General features: G+C 66.8%; 23 protein-coding genes. 13 read left to right on the plus strand and 10 right to left on the minus strand.

Annotation, left to right across the window (positions count from 1 at the left end):
* Positions 1–265: ATP-binding cassette domain-containing protein (locus tag CW348_RS00265; protein ID WP_287462289.1), on the minus strand; the 265-nt coding region annotated here is incomplete at its 3' end.
* 92 nt (positions 266–357) lie between these two features.
* Between CW348_RS00265 and CW348_RS00270 the strand changes: the two genes are divergently transcribed.
* From CW348_RS00270 to CW348_RS00300, 7 genes are all read left to right on the plus strand, one after another.
* The gene (locus tag CW348_RS00270) at positions 358–1299 is read left to right on the plus strand and encodes an SPFH domain-containing protein (protein WP_011291871.1); all 942 of its coding nucleotides are present in this window, start codon (positions 358–360) and stop codon (positions 1297–1299) included.
* An 11-nt stretch (positions 1300–1310) separates the two neighbouring features.
* Positions 1311–1541: a hypothetical protein gene (locus CW348_RS00275; RefSeq protein ID WP_011291872.1), complete on the plus strand. Its 231-nt coding sequence runs from the start codon at positions 1311–1313 to the stop codon at positions 1539–1541.
* A gap of 602 nt (positions 1542–2143) precedes the next feature.
* The gene (locus tag CW348_RS00280; RefSeq protein ID WP_011291873.1) at positions 2144–2677 is read left to right on the plus strand and encodes a globin domain-containing protein; all 534 of its coding nucleotides are present in this window, start codon (positions 2144–2146) and stop codon (positions 2675–2677) included.
* A 204-nt stretch (positions 2678–2881) separates the two neighbouring features.
* Positions 2882–4570 carry a DEAD/DEAH box helicase gene (locus tag CW348_RS00285; protein WP_258076926.1) on the plus strand — a complete coding sequence of 563 codons (1689 nt, stop codon included), beginning with the start codon at positions 2882–2884 and terminating at the stop codon, positions 4568–4570.
* 578 nt (positions 4571–5148) lie between these two features.
* Positions 5149–6978, plus strand: a complete 1830-nt coding sequence (locus CW348_RS00290; RefSeq protein ID WP_181140053.1) for a PQQ-binding-like beta-propeller repeat protein — start codon at positions 5149–5151, stop codon at positions 6976–6978.
* A 505-nt stretch (positions 6979–7483) separates the two neighbouring features.
* Positions 7484–7993 (plus strand): hypothetical protein, encoded by a 510-nt coding sequence (locus tag CW348_RS00295; RefSeq protein WP_104613075.1) that lies wholly within the window; start codon positions 7484–7486, stop codon positions 7991–7993.
* A gap of 122 nt (positions 7994–8115) precedes the next feature.
* A complete protein-coding gene (locus tag CW348_RS00300; protein WP_011291877.1) occupies positions 8116–8520 on the plus strand; it encodes a four-helix bundle copper-binding protein in 405 nt (134 codons plus the stop codon).
* Positions 8521–8709: 189 nt separating this feature from the next.
* Here CW348_RS00300 and CW348_RS00305 read toward each other — a convergent pair whose 3' ends face one another.
* The 3 genes from CW348_RS00305 to CW348_RS00315 all read right to left on the minus strand — a co-directional run bounded on the left by CW348_RS00305 (position 8710) and on the right by CW348_RS00315 (position 11961).
* Positions 8710–9657, minus strand: a complete 948-nt coding sequence (locus CW348_RS00305) for a CPBP family intramembrane glutamic endopeptidase (protein WP_016188654.1) — start codon at positions 9655–9657, stop codon at positions 8710–8712.
* A gap of 473 nt (positions 9658–10130) precedes the next feature.
* A complete protein-coding gene (locus CW348_RS15975) occupies positions 10131–10397 on the minus strand; it encodes a hypothetical protein (protein WP_173668147.1) in 267 nt (88 codons plus the stop codon).
* Positions 10398–10980: 583 nt separating this feature from the next.
* The gene (locus tag CW348_RS00315) at positions 10981–11961 is read right to left on the minus strand and encodes a YafY family protein (RefSeq protein ID WP_081430409.1); all 981 of its coding nucleotides are present in this window, start codon (positions 11959–11961) and stop codon (positions 10981–10983) included.
* Positions 11962–12036: 75 nt separating this feature from the next.
* Here CW348_RS00315 and CW348_RS00320 point away from each other — a divergent pair, with 75 nt between their 5' ends.
* Together CW348_RS00320 and CW348_RS00325 are read left to right on the plus strand one after the other, a co-directional pair.
* Entirely contained in the window at positions 12037–13026 is a 990-nt protein-coding gene (locus tag CW348_RS00320; protein ID WP_011291881.1) for an ATP-binding cassette domain-containing protein, read from the plus strand.
* Complete coding sequence (locus CW348_RS00325) at positions 13023–13781, plus strand: ABC transporter permease (RefSeq protein WP_011291882.1); 759 nt, start codon at positions 13023–13025, stop codon at positions 13779–13781. Before CW348_RS00320 ends, CW348_RS00325 begins: the two co-directional genes overlap by 4 nt.
* A 170-nt stretch (positions 13782–13951) precedes the next feature.
* Here the strand turns inward: CW348_RS00325 and CW348_RS00330 are convergent, their stop codons facing one another.
* Both CW348_RS00330 and CW348_RS00335 read right to left on the minus strand, forming a co-directional pair.
* Positions 13952–14152 (minus strand): hypothetical protein, encoded by a 201-nt coding sequence (locus CW348_RS00330; RefSeq protein WP_011291883.1) that lies wholly within the window; start codon positions 14150–14152, stop codon positions 13952–13954.
* A gap of 34 nt (positions 14153–14186) precedes the next feature.
* A complete protein-coding gene (locus CW348_RS00335; protein WP_016188657.1) occupies positions 14187–15005 on the minus strand; it encodes a hypothetical protein in 819 nt (272 codons plus the stop codon).
* Positions 15006–15489: 484 nt separating this feature from the next.
* On the opposite strand from CW348_RS00335, the gene CW348_RS00340 reads away from it, so the two are divergent.
* Both CW348_RS00340 and CW348_RS00345 read left to right on the plus strand, forming a co-directional pair.
* Entirely contained in the window at positions 15490–16239 is a 750-nt protein-coding gene (locus CW348_RS00340) for a tyrosine-protein phosphatase (protein WP_016188658.1), read from the plus strand.
* Positions 16240–16411: 172 nt separating this feature from the next.
* Complete coding sequence (locus tag CW348_RS00345; protein ID WP_011291886.1) at positions 16412–16906, plus strand: ferritin-like domain-containing protein; 495 nt, start codon at positions 16412–16414, stop codon at positions 16904–16906.
* A gap of 52 nt (positions 16907–16958) precedes the next feature.
* On the opposite strand, the gene CW348_RS00350 is transcribed toward CW348_RS00345, so the two are convergent.
* The 3 genes from CW348_RS00350 to CW348_RS00360 all read right to left on the minus strand — a co-directional run bounded on the left by CW348_RS00350 (position 16959) and on the right by CW348_RS00360 (position 18392).
* Positions 16959–17297: a DUF2795 domain-containing protein gene (locus tag CW348_RS00350; protein WP_104613073.1), complete on the minus strand. Its 339-nt coding sequence runs from the start codon at positions 17295–17297 to the stop codon at positions 16959–16961.
* A 259-nt stretch (positions 17298–17556) separates the two neighbouring features.
* Positions 17557–17916, minus strand: coding sequence for a DUF2267 domain-containing protein (locus CW348_RS00355; protein WP_104613072.1), 360 nt, complete (start codon positions 17914–17916; stop codon positions 17557–17559).
* A 74-nt stretch (positions 17917–17990) separates the two neighbouring features.
* Positions 17991–18392, minus strand: a complete 402-nt coding sequence (locus tag CW348_RS00360; protein ID WP_011291889.1) for a DUF2267 domain-containing protein — start codon at positions 18390–18392, stop codon at positions 17991–17993.
* A 269-nt stretch (positions 18393–18661) separates the two neighbouring features.
* Here CW348_RS00360 and CW348_RS00365 point away from each other — a divergent pair, with 269 nt between their 5' ends.
* Entirely contained in the window at positions 18662–19726 is a 1065-nt protein-coding gene (locus tag CW348_RS00365; protein WP_104613078.1) for an NADH:flavin oxidoreductase/NADH oxidase, read from the plus strand.
* A 161-nt stretch (positions 19727–19887) separates the two neighbouring features.
* Positions 19888–21222: an SWIM zinc finger family protein gene (locus tag CW348_RS00370; RefSeq protein ID WP_061783508.1), complete on the plus strand. Its 1335-nt coding sequence runs from the start codon at positions 19888–19890 to the stop codon at positions 21220–21222.
* Positions 21223–21232: 10 nt separating this feature from the next.
* On the opposite strand, the gene CW348_RS00375 is transcribed toward CW348_RS00370, so the two are convergent.
* Positions 21233–21654, minus strand: a 422-nt coding sequence (locus CW348_RS00375; protein ID WP_287462309.1) for a hypothetical protein, incomplete at its 5' end; no start/stop codon positions are given.

The raw sequence follows: 21654 nt of genomic DNA on the forward strand, positions 1-21654 counted from the left end.
TGCGCCCGGGGTGGGCTGCTTCGGGGTCGAGGAGCGCGCCCACCTCGCGCAGGGGCGCAGGAAGAGTGCGGTAGCGGCGGCCGTTGATCGTGGCCGTGCCAGAGGTGGGTGAGGTCAGGCCGAGGATCATCCGCATCGTGGTGCTCTTCCCGGCGCCGTTGGGGCCGAGGAAGCCGGTGACCCTCCCGGGGGCGACGGTGAAGGTGAGGCCGTCGACGACAGTGGTGGCGCCATAGCGCTTGGTGAGGTTGTGTACGTGGATCACCGCGCTTGTCCCTTTCCTCCGAACGAGTTTAAAAAAGTGATATCACAATGCTAGACTTGAGTCATCAGTCTGATAGTGAGAGGAGCTGATGGATGGCTCGGGAAGCCGCGGTGGCGGTGGAGAACCTGGAAACTCAAGTGGAAGAGCGCCTGATCGAAGGCGCATCCGGCATACCGGTCCTCATCTTCTCCCTGGTCATGATGCTGGCCGGGGCAGGCGGGGCCATCGGCGGAGTGGTGCGGATCAACACGCTGGACGCGGCTGATGTGAGCGCGGTCGCGCTGATCGTGGTGGGCGCGCTGCTGTTCCTCGCCGGTCTCTTCCTCCTGTGCGGGTTGACCATGATCGACCCCAACCAGGCACGTGTCGTGCAGCTCTTCGGCCGCTACATCGGTACGCTCCGCATTGACGGGCTGCGCTGGGTCAACCCGCTGACGACCCGCAAGCCGGTGTCCACCCGGATCCGCAACCACGAGACCGCCGTCATGAAAGTCAACGACGCGGACGGAAGCCCCATCGAGATCGCCGCTGTCGTGGTCTGGCAGGTCGAGGACACCGCTCGCGCCGTCTTCGAAGTCGACGACTTTGTCCAGTTCGTCAGCACGCAGACCGAGGCGGCCGTCCGGCACATCGCCAACAACTACCCCTACGACAACCACGAGGGCACTGACCGCCTGTCCCTGCGGGACAATGCCGATGAGATCACCGAGAAGCTCTCTGCGGAACTCGCCGAACGCGTAGCCTCGGCGGGGGTGCGCATCATCGAGTCCCGTCTTACCCACCTCGCGTACGCGCCGGAGATCGCCCAGGCGATGTTGCAGCGCCAGCAGGCGGGGGCGGTCATCGCAGCCCGCCAGCAGATCGTGGAGAGCGCGGTCGGCATGGTGGAACTGGCGCTCAACCGGCTGGCTGAGCAGGGTGTGGTGGACCTCGACGAGGAGCGCAGGGCCGCAATGGTCAGCAACCTGCTCGTCGTGCTGTGCGGCGACCGTCCCACCCAGCCGGTCGTCAACACAGGAACGCTGTACTCGTAGAGGTTGGTTCGGTGGCAAGCGAGCGTAAGAAAATTCTGCTCCGGCTCGACCCGGCGGTGTATGACGCGCTTGCCAAATGGGCTAGTGACGAGCTGCGCAGCACGAACGCGCAGATCGAGTTTCTTTTACGTCGGGCGCTCATCGACGCGGGCCGTATGCCTCAGGGAGTCAAAGCGATCCCCCGCCGGGGCCGCCCTCGCAAGCAGGACACCTCACCGCCCGCGGACGACTCCCCTTCCTAACCCTCAACACTGCGGTGGTGCCGTGCCAGGCATGCCTGGCACGGCACCACCGCATTCCCTTTGGAGCGCCGGACGGCCGCACAGACGACACACGCGGCACGTACCCCCAGGAGCGTCCTCAGGCGCGGGGAGTACCGAGACGCTGACTCCGGATCATAAGAGTGCACAGCTCGGCCCCCGTGACTTCCCTCACAAAAAACCGAAGGGACAACAGGGGAAACTCTTCTCTTTTCTGGCAAATCTTCCTGTTGAGTATCGAACAGGCTCCACAGCGTATCGGAAACACCGAAAAGAGAGCGGATAGCAAGGCGGGAGCACTAGAGTCCAAAGTCCCGCAAAAAGACCATGGAATTTCGGTGTGAAAAAACCCTCCTGTCCGCGAAGGGTGCCCCGGATTAAAGCACGGTGAACGACGGTCTAAAGTAGCTGTCAGAGCCTGTCCCACCAGCAAGGACTAGGTCTCCAAGAGGTTTGTCGTTCCTATTTTTTGATGGTATTCGACATCCTGTTTTATTTTCCGGAACTATTTGTGCTGCCTGGAAAATTTGCTGGGAGACAAAAAGATATTTCTGGGGGATAGGAGAAAAGGGGAGGAAAACGTTATGGCTATTGCGGTGACCCGAGAGCTGCCGCGCCCCGACCTCCGGACGGTCAGCCTCGTCCAGGCCCTCTGCGCCGACCTCTTGGACCAGCCAGAAGTCCTGGCTGACCGCTTCTACCACCACCTGTTCCGGCTGCTGCCCAGCTGCCGCGACCTGTTCCCCGAGGACATGGGGGAACAGCACGTCCGGATGGCCCGCGTCCTCGTCGAAGTCGTCAACCATCTCGACGAACCCGAAAAGACTTGGGATACCCTACGTAAGCTCGGTGAGTACCACTACGTCCGATGGGGACTGGGACTGGAGGAGTACCGCTGCGTCGGACACGCGCTGATCGAGGCGGCCCGCGACATCTCTCTTGAGTGGGCTCCCTCAGTAGGCTCGGCGTGGGTCACCGTTTACGAGTGGATCGTCTCGGCCATGCTCAGTGGAGCGGCCGAAGCCGCACAGGCGCGATCTGGAAGGAGAACCCGAGCCGGTAGGCCCATGACTCCGCCCTCCAACGCGGAGAATGGTAAACCTACAGCGGCTTCTTGATTGAGCGGTCTTCTCCGCGTCTCACCCCACGGCGGACGCGGATGTCCCTGATCCCCGGTTCTTCCGCGCGCCACGGGTGAGCGGCTGCTGACCGTGCTGAACGAGGGATAGATCGCGCACGGTAAGGGGCCGTTGTGAGCGCGGGGAGACGCCGACGCAGTCGGCCAGTCCCGTGCGTGTGTGTTCAGCGACGAGGAGCCGCAATTGACGGAGAAGACCATTACAGAACAGTTCAGTTTCGCCGACCTTGGCCTCCGGCCGGAACTGCTCGATGCCCTCGCCGAGGTCGGCTACGAGGAGCCCACGGCCATCCAACGCGAGGCGATCCCCTCGCTGTTGGAAGGCCGTGACCTGCTCGGCCAGGCCGCAACCGGTACGGGGAAGACCGCAGCCTTCTCCCTGCCGATCCTGCACCGGCTGCCGGACAGCGACCGCGGGGACACTCCCTCGGCGCTCATCCTGGTGCCCACCCGGGAACTGGCCTTGCAAGTATCGGAAGCACTCCACCGCTACGGCCGCCACCTGAAGGCACGCATCCTCCCCATCTACGGCGGCCAGCCCATCGGCCGCCAGTTGCGGGCCCTGGAACGCGGTGTCGACGTCGTCGTCGCCACCCCGGGACGGGCCCTCGACCACATCGGCCGCGGCACCCTCGTCCTGGACACGGTGCGCACGGTCGTCTTGGACGAAGCCGACGAGATGCTCGACATGGGCTTCGCCGAAGACATCGAGGCGATCATCGAAGAAGTGCCGGAGAACCGCCAGACAGTGCTGTTCTCGGCAACCATGCCCGACCGCATCGAAGGCATCGCCCGACGCCACCTCACCGACCCGGTGCGCGTACGCATCGCCCGCACTTCTCCCGCACCCGGAGAAGAGCCGAAAGTCCGGCAGAACGCCTACATCGTGGCCCGCCCCTACAAACCCGCGGCCCTGGGACGCGTCCTCGACATGGAATCCCCCACCGCGGCCCTCGTGTTCTGCCGCACCCGTGAGGAAGTCGACCAGCTCACCGAGACGCTCAACGCTCGGGGATACCGCGCTGAAGCGCTCCACGGCGGCATGAGCCAGGAACAGCGCGACCGGGTCATGGCGCGCCTCCGCGGAGGAACCGCCGACCTCCTCATCGCCACGGACGTCGCCGCCCGCGGACTCGACATCGAACACCTCACCCACGTGGTCAACTACAATGTGCCGTCGGCAACCGAAACCTACGTGCACCGCATCGGCCGCGTGGGGCGGGCCGGCCGAGAAGGCGTCGCGATCACCCTCGTCGAGCCGCGGGAACACCGGATGCTCAAAACCATTCAGCGCAGCACGAGCGGCCCGATCAGCGTCGAGAAGCTCCCCACCGTCGCGGACCTGCGGGCCCGCCGCGTCGAACTGACCCGTGCTGCGCTCCACGAAGCTCTGAAGGAGGAGGACGACGACCGCGAGGCGTTCCGCGTGGTCGTGGAGTCGCTCGCCGAAGAGTTCGACATCATGGAGATCGCGCTGGCCGCGGTGAAACTGGCGCATGAAGCCAGCGGCGCCGTCACCGAAGAGGAGGAGATCCCCGAACCGGTGCTCCGCCCCGAGCGGAGCGAACGCCGCGAACGCCGTGGACGGCGCAGCGGACCGGGCCGCGGTGAACGGCGCGGCCGAGGCCCCTCCGACGGCATGACCCGCCTCTTCGTCGGCATTGGACGCAACGCCCGGGTCCGCCCCCAAGACCTTGTGGGAGCGATCGCCGGGGAGACCGCATTGAGCGGACGGGACATCGGCGCGATCGAAATCGCTGACCGCTTCTCCCTGGTGGAAGTGCCCGAATCCACTGCCGACGGTGTGATCGCGGCACTGAAGAAAAGCACGATTAAAGGACGCCGCACCGTCGTACGCCGCGAACGCTTCTAACCCCCGTCGCCGCGCCGCCTTCCGGGCACGCAGGTGACGAAAAGTGGCCGTGGGCCTGGGTGCATCCCAGGCCCACCGTGCTGCCCCGCACCGGAAACGACATCAGATCCGGTGCCGGGACTGTTTTCCAGGAATTCACGCGAGAATACGGAAGCCGCGGCTCTGCGAAGACTCGCCGCACCCCCGGAAATAGTGCAAAGAGTTCCCCGCAACGGTAGTCGCAGAGACAAAATCCTCGTAAACTTCCTTCAATAGGAGAAACGGTGGGAAAGATGACTGCCGAAGCCTTCCGTCTGAACCGATGACCGCGGTGGCCGATGCACCCGGGAAACGGTGCGGGGTTTCGACCTGCGGCCTCCTAGCGCCGTGGCGGGACCACCCAACTGGCCACGAGGACTCCGCCATCCGTGTTCGGTTCCATTGGCGGGAATTCGTCGGTTCGTCGACGATGGAGGCACACCCCCGGCAGCCCTCGTCGCCGCACCACTGAATATCCGCCGAGGAGCCGAACCACGACCATGCCCCCTGTACCGCTACACCTCTCCCATACCCTCCGCCGTTTCCTCACCTGGGTCGGCATGGGATTGTTAACGGTGGGCGCCCTGGTCGGCCTGGTCAGCCCTCTGCTCTTCGGAGACAGCGGCGAAGGCCCGGACCTTCTCCCCATCATCCGCGTCTTCTTCTGGGCGCTGGCCGGACTCCTCGGCTGGCTGACCCTGTTGCAACTCTTCGAACGCGTCCCGGAAGAGCACCAGAACGCGGCCTCGCGGCGCCCGGTACTCCTGTGCTGGGTCCTCGTCGGCGTGACCGCGCTCATGGCCCTGGTAGAGACCCCGCGGTGGCTGTTCGGCCTCACCACCCCCGGCCCCGGCAGCACCCCCTGGTCGGTGGTGGGATGGACCGGGCTGGTGGCCATGACCGGGGGCGCGACGATCATGGCGGTGTGCGGCCGCAACCACCGGCCCCGCTCACTGGGAATGCCCCTGACTGGACTGGCGTGCGGCACCGCAACAGCGTTGCTCCTGGCCACCGGGGTGTGGGCGGCCGCCGCGGACGCCCTCGTCTCGCACACCACCGCCACCGCAGCAGAGGCACGCCCCGTCCCCACCACCGTGGAACGGGTGGCCTGGCGCTGGCACCCGCCGCACGGGGCACGCACTCACCGCGTGCTGGCCACTGCCGCCGGCGCGGTCGTCGACGTCGGCGACGGGGTGATCGCCCTGGACACCGTCACCGGAAAGGAGACGTGGCACTACCGCCGACTGGGCTCAGAGGTGACCGCCAACGTCACCCCTGACGGCCGCACCGTCGTCCTCTTCTTCACCGTCTACGACCACCGGGGATACCGGGACACGCTGCTCACCTTGGACGCCGCCACTGGCCAGGTCCGCAGCAGCACTCCGATGAACCTGGGGCGGGACGCCGAACAGCGGCGCCGGATCAGTCGGATCGGAGGCATCGCCCCTATCGACCTTCTCACCAAGGATGCGCGGATCCTGCTGGACCACGGCGACGACGGCTGGCAGCTCACCGCCCGCGCCCTCGACACCGACGCCCAGCGCTGGACCGCGCCGCTCGACCCCCACTGCCTGGTCGACCGGCGGCCGCGGACCTGGATCCGCGCCTTCCCCGACGCTGTCGTGGTCTCCCAGGACTGCCACGACGAATTGGGCGCCCCCACCAGACTCGCTACCGACTGGGAGGACGGGGTGCTCGGCGGACGGACCGAACTGCGGGGAGGAACGAGCCGCTTGACCGCGTTCGACGCGGCCACCGGCCAGGAGCTGTGGCGCACCGAATATCCGGGGGAAGGCCCGGTCGGCCCTAACCCGGAGATCAGCTACCACCACACCGGCTACCGCTCCCACCTCCACCCGGTCACCTCCGACGGCTCGGTCGTCGCCGTGGAGAAATGGGGGTCCGACATCCGCTACCTGGTGGTCGACCGGGCCACCGGCGAGATCCTGGTCGACGACCTGGACCTCACCGAACACGGCCACAGCGCACATTTCACCGCGGACACGGTCTCCGTGGTACGGATCGACACAGAAGACGGCGGGCGGCTGGTGCACGAGCGCCGCTCCCTGGACGGCCAGCTTGTGCAGAGCGCCGCCAGTGGCGCCCCCTATCCGCATGTGCTCGCAGGAACCTCGTGGGTGGATCTCGCTGACGCCGCCGTCATGGTGCACCTCAGCAAGGACGCGGCGACCGGAGGCGGATACGACGTGGACGTGACGGCGTGGGACAGCAAAACCGAACCGCTGACCTTGGAACTCGAGGGGATGCTCCCCGCCACCGGGATCTCCCAGGTGCGAGTACTTCCCGTCCCCGGGGCCCTCGTCGTCTTCGAAGACATCGCCGATTCCCTCACCGGTGAGCGGGAGCGGCCCATCTTCGGGCTGCGCTGACTGCCGCAGAGCACAGCAGTCCACAGTCCGCCCAGGCCCTAGCACCCCGCGCCCCTGATGGCAGGGGAGACCCGGCACACACCGTCCCGCCAGACCGGGGGCGGCGGCCGCAGCATCGCACCGCCGGACAAGGGGCAAGTGACTGCGGGGCAGAACTGTTCCGCGCAGCCCACACCAGCCGCGGAAACGCCTCAAAGCGAAGAACCAGTCAAAGGAAAAGCCGCCGTTCGCCTGCGGGGAAGAGCACGCCCAACCCCTAGAACACCATTCTCCGAAGAGCGTTCTTTTCGGTTTTTCGCCAACAAAGGTTGGCCGAAAGTGGCCAGAGATACCGTACAAAAACGAAGAGCAGCGAACTTCTGTGACAGCGAGTGACGAAACAGGGTCAACAGTAAGAGATAGTGGTTTTCCGGGAAATTGTTGGGGAAGAAGGGGGGATATGGATTCACCTCCCGTTACTTCATCGGTTCCGGAGAACCGCGCACAGCCGCGAGGTGTGGTTCTCATGGCCCTGCTCGGATTTTTCGCGGCGATGAGCGCCAGTTCCATGTTGGCCGACACGGCATCGCTGCTGATCGCCCTCGGCGGATCGATTCTGGCTACTTTCATCGTCGTCGTGATGGGGACCCGCGGGGGGATCTTCGAAACATCGGTTGTAGCCACCCCTCGAAAACAGCGGCGCTGGTTCATTCTCATCGCGGCAAGCCAGATTGTGGTGAGCATCGCGGCCGGGGCTGTCCTCGTCTTCCTGGACCAGACCGAGCTGGCCTCCGGAATCATCTGCGCTCTCGTAGGACTCCACTTCCTCCCGCTCGCCGCTGTTTTCCGGCGCGCGGTGTACCTGTGGGCCGGGCTGCTGCTCTGCGCGATCGGGGCCGCAGGGATCGCGCTGCTGCTGAGCGGGCACGCAGAAACCGCGCGCCTCGCCGTGGGCTTCACCGCGGCCATCGTCCTCTGGCTGACCGCGCTCCTCATCGGCCTTCCCACCGGGGGACCAAAAACCGAGGAATCCTAGGCCGCCTCGGGAAAGATCACCAGGTTAGGCTCCGTCCCAGGCGGATAGCGGATGGGTCACGGTCCGGTCTGGCCGAAGCCCGGACCAGCACAGGCCGCAGTACACCCGGGAAGGAGAACACGATGAGTGTCGCGGGACAGATGCTGGAGACCTATCCGCAGAGTCTGGGCGGAGTCGACCAGGAGAAACTGCGGGCATGCATCGAAGCGTGCTTCGAATGCGCTCAGGCGTGCACCGCATGCGCAGACGCCTGCCTGAGCGAGGACAGGGTTGCGGAACTCACCAAGTGCATCCGCACTGATCTGGACTGCGCTGATATCTGCGAAACCACTGGGCGGGTGCTGTCCCGGCACACCGGTTACGACGCCAACCTCACCCGCGCGATCCTGGAGGCCTGCGCCGAAGCCTGCAAAGTGTGTGCGGACGAGTGCGCCCGCCACGCTGACCACCACGAGCACTGTCGGGTGTGTGCCGAAGCATGCCGCCGCTGCGAGATGGTCTGCCGGGAACTGCTCGCTTCCCTGTGAGCCGCCGGTGACACCACCTCTGCTCGTCCGGCCTCGCCGTGGGCCAGGCGAGCGGGACGTCTGGGGAGGGAAGCCCCAGGCCCAACCACGACAGCGCCGCTCCGGGGCACTTCCTGGGCTCCGGAACGGCGCTGTCGTCGCGGTAGGAGAGCGGAGCGGTGCCCTGGAGGAGGGCACCGCCCGCCCAGGCTATTCGAGCTCCTTGTGAGGTTCAGGGCGCTCCGGTTCCACCGGAGCGGGCCGGAACTGGCCGGTAGCCCACAGCACCGCAACGAGCAGGATGGGGACGATCCACCCGCTCCACCCGAGGATGGAGGCGTGCACGGTGTTGACTGTCTGCCCGGCCTGGGCGAACACCAGGTGGAATCCGGCCGCGGCATTGAAGGAGGAGTGCGCGAGCGCTGCGGGCCACACGGAGGCGGACCGCATGCGCAGCCAGCCGAAGACAGCGCCGATGATGACGCACATTCCCACCATCATGAGCAGGCCCAGCCAACCGGGCGCATCCGGGTAGTTGTAGCCGAGCAAGATCACCGGCGCATGCCACAGACCCCAGATGATGCCGCTGATCAGCAGGGCAGGTGCGGCACCGAACCGGTACAGGCGCGGCAGCAGCCAGCCCCGCCAGCCCAGCTCTTCACCCAGTGCCGGAATGAGGTTGAGGAACGCGCCGATGATGACGTTCACGAATTGGAAGGCGAGCAGGACACCGATCGGAATGTCGGGGATGGGTATACCCAGCTCTGCCACGCCGGCGTCGATGAGCTCCTGGAATCCGGAGAGGTGGGCAAAGTCCGCTGGGTACACGCCGAGCAGGGCGCCGACCGGCAGTGCGACCAGGATAAGCAGGATCGGGACGACCAAGGCGAGCGCGAGATAGCCGATCAACCGGCCCGCGGGGGTCAGCGGCCACAGGGCAAGGGAGCGGGCCCGCTGCGGTGGGCGTTCCACGAAGAAGACGACCACGAGCGCCGCGATTGCGGGCGTACCCATCATGGCCACGGCAATGGGGTAGAAGAGCGGGTCCTCAAGCCCGTCGCCGAGCCACAGCGGGAGCGCAAGCAGCCACGACAGGCCAAACGAAAGAAGCAGGAAGACGGACAGGGACAGGGCAAAAGGGCTGCGATCGGCAGTCATACTCCCTCTCTGAGTTTCGGGGGCGGTGGCCGATTGCCGCCAGCGCTGCTGCGCGGTACAGGGCAGGGTGGGGGAAGGAGCCGGGGCGCGGATGTCCGGCTCGCGGCCCGCCAGTGGGGGAGAGGCAACCAAGGCTCGCACCGCAATCCCCGGTCCACAGCAGTGGCCGTCGGTGCTGTCCTGCACAACGGGTGCCCCCTTCCTCGGCACGGTACGCCGCAGGCGCCCCCAGCACCGGTGCAGCGCTGCCGCGCGGCCAAGAGCACAGGGGCGGCACGGGGGCCAGACCAGGGCACGGCCAGCGCGGGACTGTTCGGCGTCACAGCTCCGACTATAGGGGGTTCCGTACTGGACAGTAGGTCGACCTACGGGCGGCACGGTCCTCCCCACCCACGCTGTGTGTGACTCGAACGACTGCAGCGCAAGTCCTGGTCTTCAGGTCGAGGCGGCTAGCGTTGCTGTTCGATATACCTCTAGATGATCTCTAGTTGGTGCGCCACCGCATGACGCGGCGAGGTATGAAGGCGACCACAGGTAATGGCGATATGTCGCACCGCGACCTTCGGCGGGGATTTAGCGAGCAGATCCACGTCGATCAGGCGCGCCTCGAAGCTGGCGCAGACCTTGGCGAACATCTCGCGCCGGGTGATCAGGGTTGACTTGTGTTCCAGGGTTTCCGCGGTCCGCCGCACCACGGCTTCGGCTTCCGGCGTCAAATCAGCCCGGTCAAACTCGAACATCACGTCAGAGTGCAGCGCGATCGTCTCCGTGTTCCCGTCACTGGTGCCGCGTAAGCGGTACGGCAGGAATCCCCGTCTTTCCAAAAGGGAGGACGTCACACTGCTTGCGACCGGTTGGGGTATGCGCTGGCTTCCCTCGTGCTGAGCGCGGTGCTGTCCCCGATTCTGGCGGGGGAGTTGCGGGGACCGGTCGCCAACCCGCTCGCGATCCCTGCGCTCTTCGCGGTCAATGCCGCGTGGGGGACGGGGTGTGGGCTCGTTGCCCTTGGAGTGCAGCATCTGCGCGGCCGTCGAGCTTGAGGAACAAGTGCCGCGAGGCAGGGGGCGACGGGGGAGAACCTCGGGAACACGGCGAAGCTGGGGGAGGGAGCGGCGCCTTCAGGCAGCCCTCCAGCAGCCAATCAAAAATCTACAACGTAAAGCTGGGGGTTGTGAAGATTACAGACAACCCCCAGCAACCGCCCACACAATCGCGACCGAAAAACACACCAGAGTCCACTACCTCGAACAGTCCTCCGTGCTGTCGCACGAAGGCGGGACGGTCCGCGCCCTCGGTGGCTCGGCACCGTGCTGTCCGTGCCGCTCATGACTCGGACGGGAGCGGTCCAGCCGACTCGGCGGCGCGCAGGAACCGTCCCGCACAGGCCTGCAGGTAGTCGCGGAATTCGGGCGGGTCCACCACGGTGAAGTCTGCGTCGAGGGAGGCGAGGAGCATGGCCGGCCAGTCGAAGAAGTCCGTGTGCAAGGTGAGCCGGCACCGGTCGCCGTCCAGTTCCTCCACTGTTCCCCACGAACCCACAGCCCGCCGGACGGTGTCGGCGGCTGCAGCCACTTCGACCACCACCCGGTACTGCGGGGGCAGCTCCCGGCTGTGCTTTCGCACGAATTCCGCCGGATCACCGCCGGGAATCTCGCGGGGGATGAACCGTGCCCCTGTCGCCTCCGGATCCGTGATGCGGTCGACCCGGAACGTGCGCCAGTCTCCCCGGCCCACATCCCAGGCGATCAGGTACCAGCGGTGCCACAGCGACACCAGGTGGTGGGGTTCCACCAGTTTCAAGGACCGTGTGCCGTCGCGGGCAAGGTGGGTGAAGCGCAGGATCTCGGTGTCCCGGCAGGTCTGCGCGAGCACCGTGAGGATGACCGCGTTGACCGCTGGTGCGTTGCTGCGAAGGGCGGGCAGGGTGAAGGGGCGCAGCGCTTCCACTCGCTTGCTCAGCCGGGGCGGCATCACCTGGACGACCTTCGCGAGGGCTCGCACCGCTGTTTCTTCGACGCCGGTCACCGTGCTCTGCGCGGCCGTGCACAGGCTCACGGCGATGGCGACGGCTTCCTCGTCGTCGAGGAGCAGCGGGGGGAGGGCCGTACCCGACCGCAGTTGGTAGCCGCCGGCCACTCCTCGTGTTGCCTCGACCGGGTATCCCAGTTCCCGCAACCGGTCTACGTCACGGCGCAGGGTACGTTCACTCACCCCTAGTTGCTCTGCGAGTTCCCTACCGGACCAATACCGTTGAGTCTGCAGCAGGGATAGCAAGCGCAGCATTCGCGTGCTCGTATTAGCCATGGTTTCAGCATGCCGCATATTACGGACGCGCGATGACCGCAATAACCTTTAGAGTGGTTTGTCGTGAATGAGACAATGATCCACGCTAGTGCGTTGACCAAACACTTCACCACCCGGAAACGGACGGTGGAAGCGGTCCGCGGCATCGACCTGAACGTTGAAGCAGGGGAGATGGTAGCGATCCTAGGCCCCAACGGGGCCGGAAAGTCCACCACCCTGCGGATGCTCACCACGCTTCTCCTCCCCACCTCAGGCACCGCCCAAGTCGCGGGAGCCGACATCCGCACCCAACCGCGCCAAGTGCGCTCCCGTATCGGCTACGTCGGCCAAGGCACCGGATCGGGGTACAACCAGCGCGGTCGAGACGAACTCATCAGCCAGGGGCGCGCCTACGGGATGAGTACGGACCAGGCCCGCCGCCGCGCCGAGGAACTCATCGCCTCCCTCGACTTGAGCAATGTCGCCGACCGGCGTTCCTCCTCCCTGTCGGGAGGCCAGAAACGCCGGCTGGACATCGCCCTGGGGCTGATGCACACGCCGCCACTGCTGTTCCTCGACGAACCGTCCACCGGGCTAGACCCGCAAAACCGGGCCAACCTGCATGAACACATCCGTGAACTGCGTTCCCGGCACGACACTACGATCGTGTTCACCACCCACTACCTGGACGAGGCCGACCAACTCGCGGAACGTGTGGTGGTGATCGACCACGGCACGATCATCGCCGATGACACCCCGGAACGGTTGAAAGCCGAATACGCGGGCGACCGCATCACGCTCACGTTCGACCGGGCCGACGACGCCAAGCGGGCTTTTGGCCATCTCATGGCCCGGGCGGAAAGCGCGCGGGGTACCCACGACGGTGTCCGCGTGGTGCTGGAGGTTGACGGCGGCTCCCGGCTCGCACCCGCCCTGCTGCGGGAGCTCGAAGAAGCCGACCTGCCGGTCGCTGCGGTGGAGATCGCCCGGCCTACGCTCGACGACGTGTTCCTCAACTTGACGGGCCGCAGCCTCCGCGACGCCGCTGCTTCGGAGCCTGCCGCTACCCAGGAGGTCCCGGCATGACCATTCCCACCACGCCTCTCACTGACACTATCACCGTTTTCGTCCGTGAACTCCGGCCTGTGCTGCGTGACCCGTTCACGGTGGTCTTCAGCCTGGTGCAGCCGCTGGTTTTCCTCGCCCTGTTCGCTCCTCTGCTGCCTGAAGGGCTGTCGGGCGAGTCGACCCTGCAGTGGTTTGTGCCCGGCATCATCGTGATGTCGTGCCTGTTTGCCACGATGTCGACCGGAGCGAACCTGCTGTTTGAGATCCAGCTCGGTTCGCACGAGCGCATGCTGGTCTCGCCGCTGCGCCGTTCGTCGCTGATCGTGGGGCGGGCGTTGAAAGAGATCGTGCCGGTGCTCGCCCAGACGGTGATCATTCTTGCCGCGACTATCCCATTCGGGTTCCGTCCCCACGTGGTGGGGGCGCTCGGCGGCCTGTTGATCATCAGTGTGTTCAGTGTCGGTGTGGGTGCTCTCTCCTATGCGCTGGCGCTGGTGTCCAAGGACCGGCACTGGCTGTTCTGGGGGGTTCAGCAGACGGTGCTGTTCCCGCTGGTGCTGCTGGCCGGCATCATGCTGCCGGTCGAGGGCGGTCCTGGATGGTTGCGTACCATGTCCCTGCTCAACCCGCTGACCTACGTGGTCAACGCGGAACGCGCCTTGTTCAACGGGGTGTGGGACACGTCGGTGGTTGCGTGGGGCGCGCTGTCGGCGGTCGTCACGGCCGTGCTCGGCCTGTGGGTGGGCATTGTCACGATGCGTCGCGCGCACTGATGCTGCCGGGCTCCTCTCGGAAGGGGCAGGCCCCAGCGGGAGAGGGGATGATTATGTCTTCTGCGGTGCCTGGCGGGCTCCCGTCAGGCACCGTGTCCTTGCTGTGGGTGCGGATAGAGCCGTCTGGGTGTTTCTGGCGAGGCCGGGGCGGGGCTGTGTGGACGGTGGTGTCAGCGGCGGCGCCGCGTGAACAGGCGGCGCAGCAGAGAGTCGTTGCGGATCTCTGCGCGGGCGTCGAAGTAGCAGACCGCGGCGTGTGCTGACGGGGCGCCGAGCCGTTCCATTTCCGCGGTGAAGAGTTTGGCTGACTCGGCAGTCCACATCGGCTGGGCGACCAGGATGCGGGGCGTCGGTCTGCTGCGGTCGTTCACGGTCTGCCACTCCGTCCCCGCTGTGTCCGAGGAGTCAGAGGAAAGCGGCTAACACGTTGCTGATCTCGCGTGCCGCGGCGCTGACGGCGTATTGGACGGCTTCCTCGGACAGCAGCTCGTAGCTGTCGGTGCTGGGATCGGGGGTCATGACATCAACCGACACGCACCCCAGGATCTCCGACCTGGTGGAGCTCCGCCCGATCAGTGGGGTGGCAAGGATGACGCTGAACTTGCCCCGAGCCCGCTGCCATTCACGGTAACTCATCCCGAGTGTCCGGGACTGTTCGGGGGGTTCTTGCTGTTCGCGTTGGGCAAGTTCGTGCCATTCCGCTTCGGTGAGGCTCTCCAGTTGCCGGTCGAGGGCGGCGACATCCACGATGAGCAGGCGGCCCAAGGTTACACAGCGGCCGATGACGCCGACCCCGGGCCGCCAGGTGATACCGGAGACACTGGTGGCTCGGAACCGTGCCCACGCTAGCGGGACGAGTTGTTCGTGGCGGAACGGCCATATGCCGGTGCGGACCCGCAGATGCACGGTGGCGCCCAGGTCCCGCACGTCGATCCCGGTTTCGTCTTGGATGCGGAACAGGAGGGCGTGCAGGGAGTAGGTGACTCCCTGGCGGATGTTGCGGAGGGTGACTTCAGACTTTTCTGAACGCCACTGGTGGATCGCTGAGGCGGTCAAGCTCAAGAAGAGCAGGGTGATGCTGACCGAGGCGAGTCGGAATTCCTCGCGGGGAGAGAACTGCCAGAGCTCGGCCTCGTGTCCGGCGAGAGCGAGACCGGCAAGGAACGTGAGGGTGGCGCTGAGGATTTTTGCACCAAGTCTGACCTGACTCCAATGCGGGCCCACAACCTCATGTTTATCACAGAAGGTAAATAGATTTTTTCATTATGTAATTGCTTTGTGGGGTGGGTTGCGCCGGGTATTGCGGGATATTTCCGGTGATAGCGGACGCCATGCGTGGAGGGGATTGTGGCCACTCCGTTGCAGAGGGGAAAGAAACGAGGGCTTCAGTAAACTCCAGGGCCCGCACCGCGCCCCCATGGTCCCCCGGCACTAGCGCAGGCATGCGTGCGGCAGCGCCGCGCGAAGCACCCCGTCATCGTCCTTCCGCACAGCAGCGTGATCCTGTCGAGAGCAGACAGCCGGCCCCCCGTGCATCGGCCACCCCGCCATGGTGACGAGCCCGACCATCTCGCGAGAGCGCGCGACGTGCTGGCGTGACCCCACTGCCCGCAGGAAGGAACGCGGTCGGCAATGCGGCCGAGACTTCTCGCCCACACCGGTAGGACCGCCGATTGTCCCGTATTGGGGCGTAAGCGAAGATGGCGGAGTGACTCAGATCAGTGAACCCCCCGCTTCCCCCGTCTTCACGGCCCTGATGAACTTCCGCGACGTGGGTGGAGTCCGCACCACGGACGGCGGCAGGATTCGCATGGGACGGCTCTACCGCAGTGCCACCCCCCAGTTCCTCACCGTTGACGAAGCCCGCCAGCTCGCCCACGGTCTCGGGGTGCGCACCCGAGTCGACCTGCGCGGCCGACGCGAGGCCCGCGAAGCCGCCAGCCCGGCGCTCGCGGAAACCGGCATGGCCACAGCACACCTGCCGCTGTATGCGGCACGCCGGATGGCGAAGGCCCAGCCTACGAGCAGTGCCGCCATCGCCGCCCACTACCTGGGCTACCTGGAGCACTCCGGGGACACGTTCGCGCGCATCGTGCGCCTGCTAGGAGAGCACCGGAACCTGCCCGTCCTCGTGCACTGCGCTGCAGGCAAAGACCGCACCGGGGCCGCGGTGGCGCTCATCCTCGCCGCAGCGGGAGCAGACCGCGACGACATCGTGGCCGACTACGCGCGGACCGCCGACCATCTCGATGCACTCCACGCCCAGCTCAGCACGGTCCCCGCCTACCAGCAGCGGCTGGCCGCCATGCCGGAGGAGACCTTCAGCGCCTTCCCCGAAACCATGGAGATCTTCCTTGACCGGCTCGCCGCCGAGTACGGCGGAGCCCACGGTTACCTCCAGAGCCGCGGAGTCACCGCAGACGAACTCCACCGCTTGGTGGACGCCCTCGTCGCATAGGCGGTCCTTGCTGCTTCCCGGTGCATGCGCGGGCAGAAACGGCTTCCCGGTCCTCAAGACTGCGGTGGGACATTCCGCTCAAGAAACCGCAAAGCACGCACAAAAAGGGGTGAGGTGCTGCCGGGCGGGGGTAGCCGCGCAGCCGCCGCAACGTATCCGACAAGGAGCAGCGATGAAACTGGAAACCCCAAGAGACCTGTTCGTCCACGAAATGTCGGCCATGCGCACCGGTGAGGCGGTGATCGCCGACATGCTCGACGAGATGTCCGGTATGGTCGCCGACGAGAACGTCGCCGACATGCTCCGCCACCACCAGCAGGAAACCCAGCAGCAGATCGCCAACCTCGAGCAGTGTTTCCGGGCGATCGGTGCGACACCGCAGCGAGTCCCCTGCGCGGCGATCGAAGCGCTGCGCCAAGAGTTCCGAGAGTTCGCCGGAATGAACCCGTCACCGCAAGTGCTGACGATGTTCGCGCTCGGCGGGGCCCTCAAGGTCGAACACTATGAGATCGCCGCCTACCGGGGACTTGTTGGCAAAGCCATGCTCATGGGGGAGACCACCTGCATCCAACTGCTGGAAACCAACCTTCTGCAAGAAGAAGAGACCGCAGGCAAACTGGAGCGCTTCACCCACGAGATGGGCCGCCGAATGCTCGCCACCGTGTGATCCGCGGAGCGTCGGGGCGGCCGCAGCGTGCCGCCCCGGCCGTGCCTCCGGGTCAGCGTCCCCACGTCTCCCCGAGCTCCTCCTCGATCGGGGGAGGGGAGACCTCGTGCATGTGCTCGGCCACACCCGGATGGCCGTGCCGTGTTTTCCGGGCCTGCTCGTTGCGCTCCGCCGGGGTCCGCTGCCGCGGCGCAGCAGGATCCAGCGGAATCGACCGCAGTACCTCCGCCTCGTTGGCATACTCGCCCAGGGGCAGGGCCCGCAGCGCCTTCACCACTTCAGGTGCGGCTCGGTTGCGTTCCGCGCACGCGACCACCGCCTCCTTGGTAGCGGGATAGTCGAGGTCGAACAGTGCCCTGCGGACCTCGTCAGTGTCGTGGAGCAGCACCATGGTGCCTCCTTAGCGTGGGTTTCTTCTCGGCGGCAGCAGTCCCCCTGCCCTGTGCCGCCACGGCAACCGCCCGATCCTCCTTCCCCTCAGCCACCAGGATTCCGGGCGTCGCCGCCCCGGTCCGCCCGAGCAGAGGCCGGTCCCGGCAGCCGTTCTCCTCGCAAGGCACGCCTGGCCGCTGCTGCATCGGGGACCACGGCTGTGCTCTCCTGCCCAGACCACGCACCCCCAATGCCGCACACGCAGCACGGCCCGCCGGTTAGGAGCCGAACGTGTCGGGGAGCGAGTCTGCGATCTCCCTGCCGAGAATGGGAGAGGCGAGCGAAAGCTCCGACACCACCACTCGAGCCAACTGCAGTCCCCGCTCCGGCGGACAGTTCAACTCTTCACCGACCTGCTGGGCCAGGGTGCCGGAGCGCTGCGGGGAAACAGCCTGGCCCCGGTCCATGTCCTCCCACAGGGATTTCGGGAGCTCCCGCCGCAGGTCCTTGCGGGCCTCCGGAGCGAGGTGAGGAGACAGGGACGTGATGACCGCGTGCACCACGCGCTGCGCCTCTTCGGTGTCGGCGATCTCTTCATGGGCGGCGACACGGTCCACGAGGTCCTGGTGTGCGATCAACGATGTCTCTCCTCTCCGTGGCGGCGGCACCGCGGCCCCAGCACACCCCCGGCACCGCCCTGCCGTGCCGGTGCTCAGCCCTTACTGCCAGCCAACGCCAGTTGACGCAGGTCTTCAGGCAGGCTCTGCCGGACTTTCTCCATCGTGCCGCCGGTCGTCGCCTCGTCGAGGACCTCGAATACCACCCGCGCGATGTGCGCAGCCTTCGGCTCGTCGGTGTGCGAGCGCTGTTTGACCCGGGCGATGAACTCGTCCCGGTCGAACCGGTGCCCCTGTTCTTCCCCGGGCTGGGACGTGATGCGCAGAATGTTCTCGCTGATCTCCCGCGGCAACTGGGCAGCGAGGTCCTCGGCAAGGTCAGCGGGGATCCGCTCCGCCAGCGTCTCCAAAGTGGCCCGGGTCGCGGTTTCCGCTGATCCGCGACTGTCGAGTCGAGCCCGCGCCTGCACTTGTCCGATGAACGCGTCGTGCTGCATTGCTCTCCCCTTGTGCGTGTCTCCGCGGTGGTGGGCTGCTGTGCCGCGGACCGCTGCCGCGGCGTGTGCCACCTGATGTCGGAGAGCCTCTACCACGACCCGGGGGGAGTATGCGGGTTTGGGAGGAAATGAGAATCGTGTGGTGTTTGCGAGAAACTGAGCGGGGAGCGGCACCGCCACCAAGACTGGAACCAGCCCGGCATCCTGCTGTGAGCAGAGTCACGGCCCACCCGGGAATGCGAAAAAACCATCGGTGATTCGTGCTCAATGTGAGCCACCTCTTCGAACCACTGAAACTGCGCGACACCCTCATCCCCAACCGGGTGTGGGTCTCTCCCATGTGCCAGTACTCCGCCCACAACGGAGTCCCCAACGACTGGCACCTCGTCCACCTCGGCCAATTCGCCCTCGGCGGGGCCGGACTGGTGATCGCCGAAGCCACGGCCGTCGTCCCCGAAGGACGGATCAGCCCCGCCGACACGGGACTGTGGAACGACGAACAAGCCTCCGCCTGGCGGCGCATCACCGACTTCCTCCGCGCCCACGGTGCTGTCCCCGCCATCCAGCTCGCGCACGCGGGCCGCAAAGCCTCCACCGCAGTGCCCTGGGAAGGCGAACACACCGTCCCCGAAACAGAAGGCGGCTGGCCTACCGTCAGCTCCACCAACCAGCCTTTCGGCAGTCTCGCCGCGCCCCGGGCGCTCACCACCGACGAAGTCGCCGCACTACCGGAACACTTCGCCGCAGCCGCCCGCCGCGCGGAAACCGCCGGCTTCGACGTCGTCGAACTCCACTTCGCCCACGGCTACCTGGCCCACCAGTTCTACTCGCCCCTCGTCAACGACCGCACCGACCGCTACGGCGGCAGCTTCGACAACCGGGTCCGGCTGCTGTTGGAGATCACCGAGGCCGTCCGCCAAGTGTGGCCCGCCCACCGGCCCCTGTTCGCCCGCATCTCCGCCACCGACTGGGTGGAAGGCGGATGGACCGGCGACGACTCGATCCGCCTGGCCCGCCTCCTCGCTGACCGCGGCGTCGACCTCATCGACACCTCCAGCGGCGGCGCGGTACCCGACGCCCGTATCCCGGTCCGCCCCGGCTACCAGGTGCCCTTCGCCCGCCAGATCAGAACCGAAGCCCGCGTCCCCACCGGCGCTGTCGGTCTGATCACCGCGCCCGAACAAGCCGAAGAGATCATCGCCTCCGGATCAGCCGACGCGGTCCTGCTCGGTCGCGCCATGCTCCGCGACCCCCACTGGCCGCTGCACGCCGCCGACCGGCTCCGCGCAGGCAACCTCTGGCCGAAACCCTACGAACGCGCTCGCCTGAACTAACCCGCCATCCTCTGGTTGGGGAGCAACCCCGAGCCGCTCCCCAACCAGAGGGCGGGGACACCCGCAGCCCTCTCCCGAGCTCCCACAGACGCCCGGAACGTTGATGCAGTTCACCACGGTTGCGGTCGTTTTGTCACCCCCCGCCGCTACGGTGGCCTACCGTGAGCGAACGATGGACCGCCAACGACGTGTGGGCGCTCGCCCCTGACGTGTCGTCCCGCAAAGCCGCGACAAAAATCGCCCACCCCGACTCGTGGCCGCGGCTCGGCTGGCGTCCCGCCGGGCCAGACACTGACGCCCCCGGCGGCGCCACAGCCGTATGGGGCGAATGCAAAGGCAGCGGAGCCAAGCACTACCAGGTCGCCGTACACCTAATCGGACCGGGCACCCCCGCCTACCGGTGCAGTTGCCCCAGCCGCAAAATCCCCTGCAAACACGTGCTCGCGCTTCTCGTCCTCTGGACGGAAGACGTTGCCGCTGAAGACACCGGCCCCGACTGGCTGGACGAGTGGCTGAACCAGCGTGCCGCCAGGGCAGCAGCGGCTAAACCCGCACCCCAGAAAACCACGAAGACCAGCACCGACCCGGACGCTGTGGCCCGCCGCGCCCGGCAACGCGAACAACGCGTCGCCGACGGGGTCGTTGAACTCGACACCTGGCTCATCGACCAGGTCAGTGCCGGGCTCGCCACCAACCGTCGCGACTCCACCCAGCGCGACGGCATGGCCGCACGCCTCGTCGACGCGCAAGCGGGCCGTCTCGCCCACCAACTCCGCTCCCTCAACCACGTCGCCTCCGAAGACGACTGGCCCGACCGTCTCCTCACCGAATACGCCCTGCTGCACCTGCTCTGCGTGAGCTACCAGCGCAGCGACACCCTCCCCGCACCCTTGCGCGCCACCGTCCGCGCCCGCATCGGCTTCCCGCTGCCCGAACCGGAAGAAACCGTCCGCGACCACTGGGACGTGCTCGGACGCTGCGACTTCACCGCTGACCAGGTGCGCGGCCGACGCATCTGGCTGCGCGGACAAGCCACCGGACGCACCGCACTGCTGCTGTCCTTCGCCCCGAAAGGACGCGCCCTCGACACCCCCGCCCGCGTCGGCACCCTCCTCGACGCGGAACTCGCCTTCTACCCGGCAGAGAACCGCGCCGTCATCGCCACCCGCTACTCCGAACAACGCGCGGACACCCCGCGCGGCGGCAGCATCGCCGACGCTCTCGCCGACGCGGCCCGCGCCCTCGCCGCCGACCCGTGGCGAGACACCTGGCCGGTGGTCCTCACCGACGTCACCTGTGTCCGCGGTGACGTCTTCTGGCTCACCGACTCCTCCGGAGACGCCCTCCCTCTGCTGCGGCAAGACACGAAATTCGGATGGCAGATCTTCAGCGTCAGCGGCGGCCACCCCGTCACCGTGGTAGCGGAATGGACCCCCGACGGCCTCCGCCCGCTTGCCGTGTGGGACCACCGGAAGCACCCGATTCTCCCCGCATAACCCGCCTCGGCTACCCGACCCGCACCCGCCACCCTCGAAAGCACAGAAGAGGAACCGTCACGTGACATACGCGGATTCCTGGTCCGACCTCGTATCCACCGCACTGGTCGGCACCTCCCGGCGCCCGCTCCCACCCGCCGCGGACCACGCGGAAACACCCAGCGGCGACCCCGCCGCCCGCCTGCTGGAGCGTGCCGCCCTCGCCGCCATCCAGCGCCGCGCCGGCCAGCGTCACCGCCACCGTCAGGGCCCGCCGCCGCCCCAGCGGGTGCCGCCCCAGCACGTGCTCGCCCACGTGCACCAGCACCGGGAACAGGTAGAACAGCAGCAGCGCCAGCCAGGTGGGAATCCGCATGAAGGCCTCGAACAGCAGCCGCGGCACCGCCCCGTGGGCCAGCCCGCCCAGCGCGAAGATCACGGCCAGGTCTTGCC

It is taken from the genome of Thermobifida sp., assembly GCF_017577275.1.
Taxonomy (GTDB): Bacteria; Actinomycetota; Actinomycetes; order Streptosporangiales; family Streptosporangiaceae; genus Thermobifida; species Thermobifida fusca.

Coding starts and splice junctions, on each gene's coding strand:
- CW348_RS00270 (WP_011291871.1), top strand. CDS start 358: ATGGCTCGGGAAGCCGCGGTGGCGGTGGAGAACCTGGAAACTCAAGTG.
- CW348_RS00280 (WP_011291873.1), top strand. CDS start 2,144: ATGGCTATTGCGGTGACCCGAGAGCTGCCGCGCCCCGACCTCCGGACG.
- CW348_RS00290 (WP_181140053.1), top strand. CDS start 5,149: ATGGGATTGTTAACGGTGGGCGCCCTGGTCGGCCTGGTCAGCCCTCTG.
- CW348_RS00295 (WP_104613075.1), top strand. CDS start 7,484: ATGGCCCTGCTCGGATTTTTCGCGGCGATGAGCGCCAGTTCCATGTTG.
- CW348_RS00300 (WP_011291877.1), top strand. CDS start 8,116: ATGAGTGTCGCGGGACAGATGCTGGAGACCTATCCGCAGAGTCTGGGC.
- CW348_RS00305 (WP_016188654.1), bottom strand. CDS start 9,657: ATGACTGCCGATCGCAGCCCTTTTGCCCTGTCCCTGTCCGTCTTCCTG.
- CW348_RS15975 (WP_173668147.1), bottom strand. CDS start 10,397: ATGTTCGAGTTTGACCGGGCTGATTTGACGCCGGAAGCCGAAGCCGTG.
- CW348_RS00315 (WP_081430409.1), bottom strand. CDS start 11,961: ATGGCTAATACGAGCACGCGAATGCTGCGCTTGCTATCCCTGCTGCAG.
- CW348_RS00320 (WP_011291881.1), top strand. CDS start 12,037: ATGATCCACGCTAGTGCGTTGACCAAACACTTCACCACCCGGAAACGG.
- CW348_RS00325 (WP_011291882.1), top strand. CDS start 13,023: ATGACCATTCCCACCACGCCTCTCACTGACACTATCACCGTTTTCGTC.
- CW348_RS00345 (WP_011291886.1), top strand. CDS start 16,412: ATGAAACTGGAAACCCCAAGAGACCTGTTCGTCCACGAAATGTCGGCC.
- CW348_RS00350 (WP_104613073.1), bottom strand. CDS start 17,297: ATGGTGCTGCTCCACGACACTGACGAGGTCCGCAGGGCACTGTTCGAC.
- CW348_RS00360 (WP_011291889.1), bottom strand. CDS start 18,392: ATGCAGCACGACGCGTTCATCGGACAAGTGCAGGCGCGGGCTCGACTC.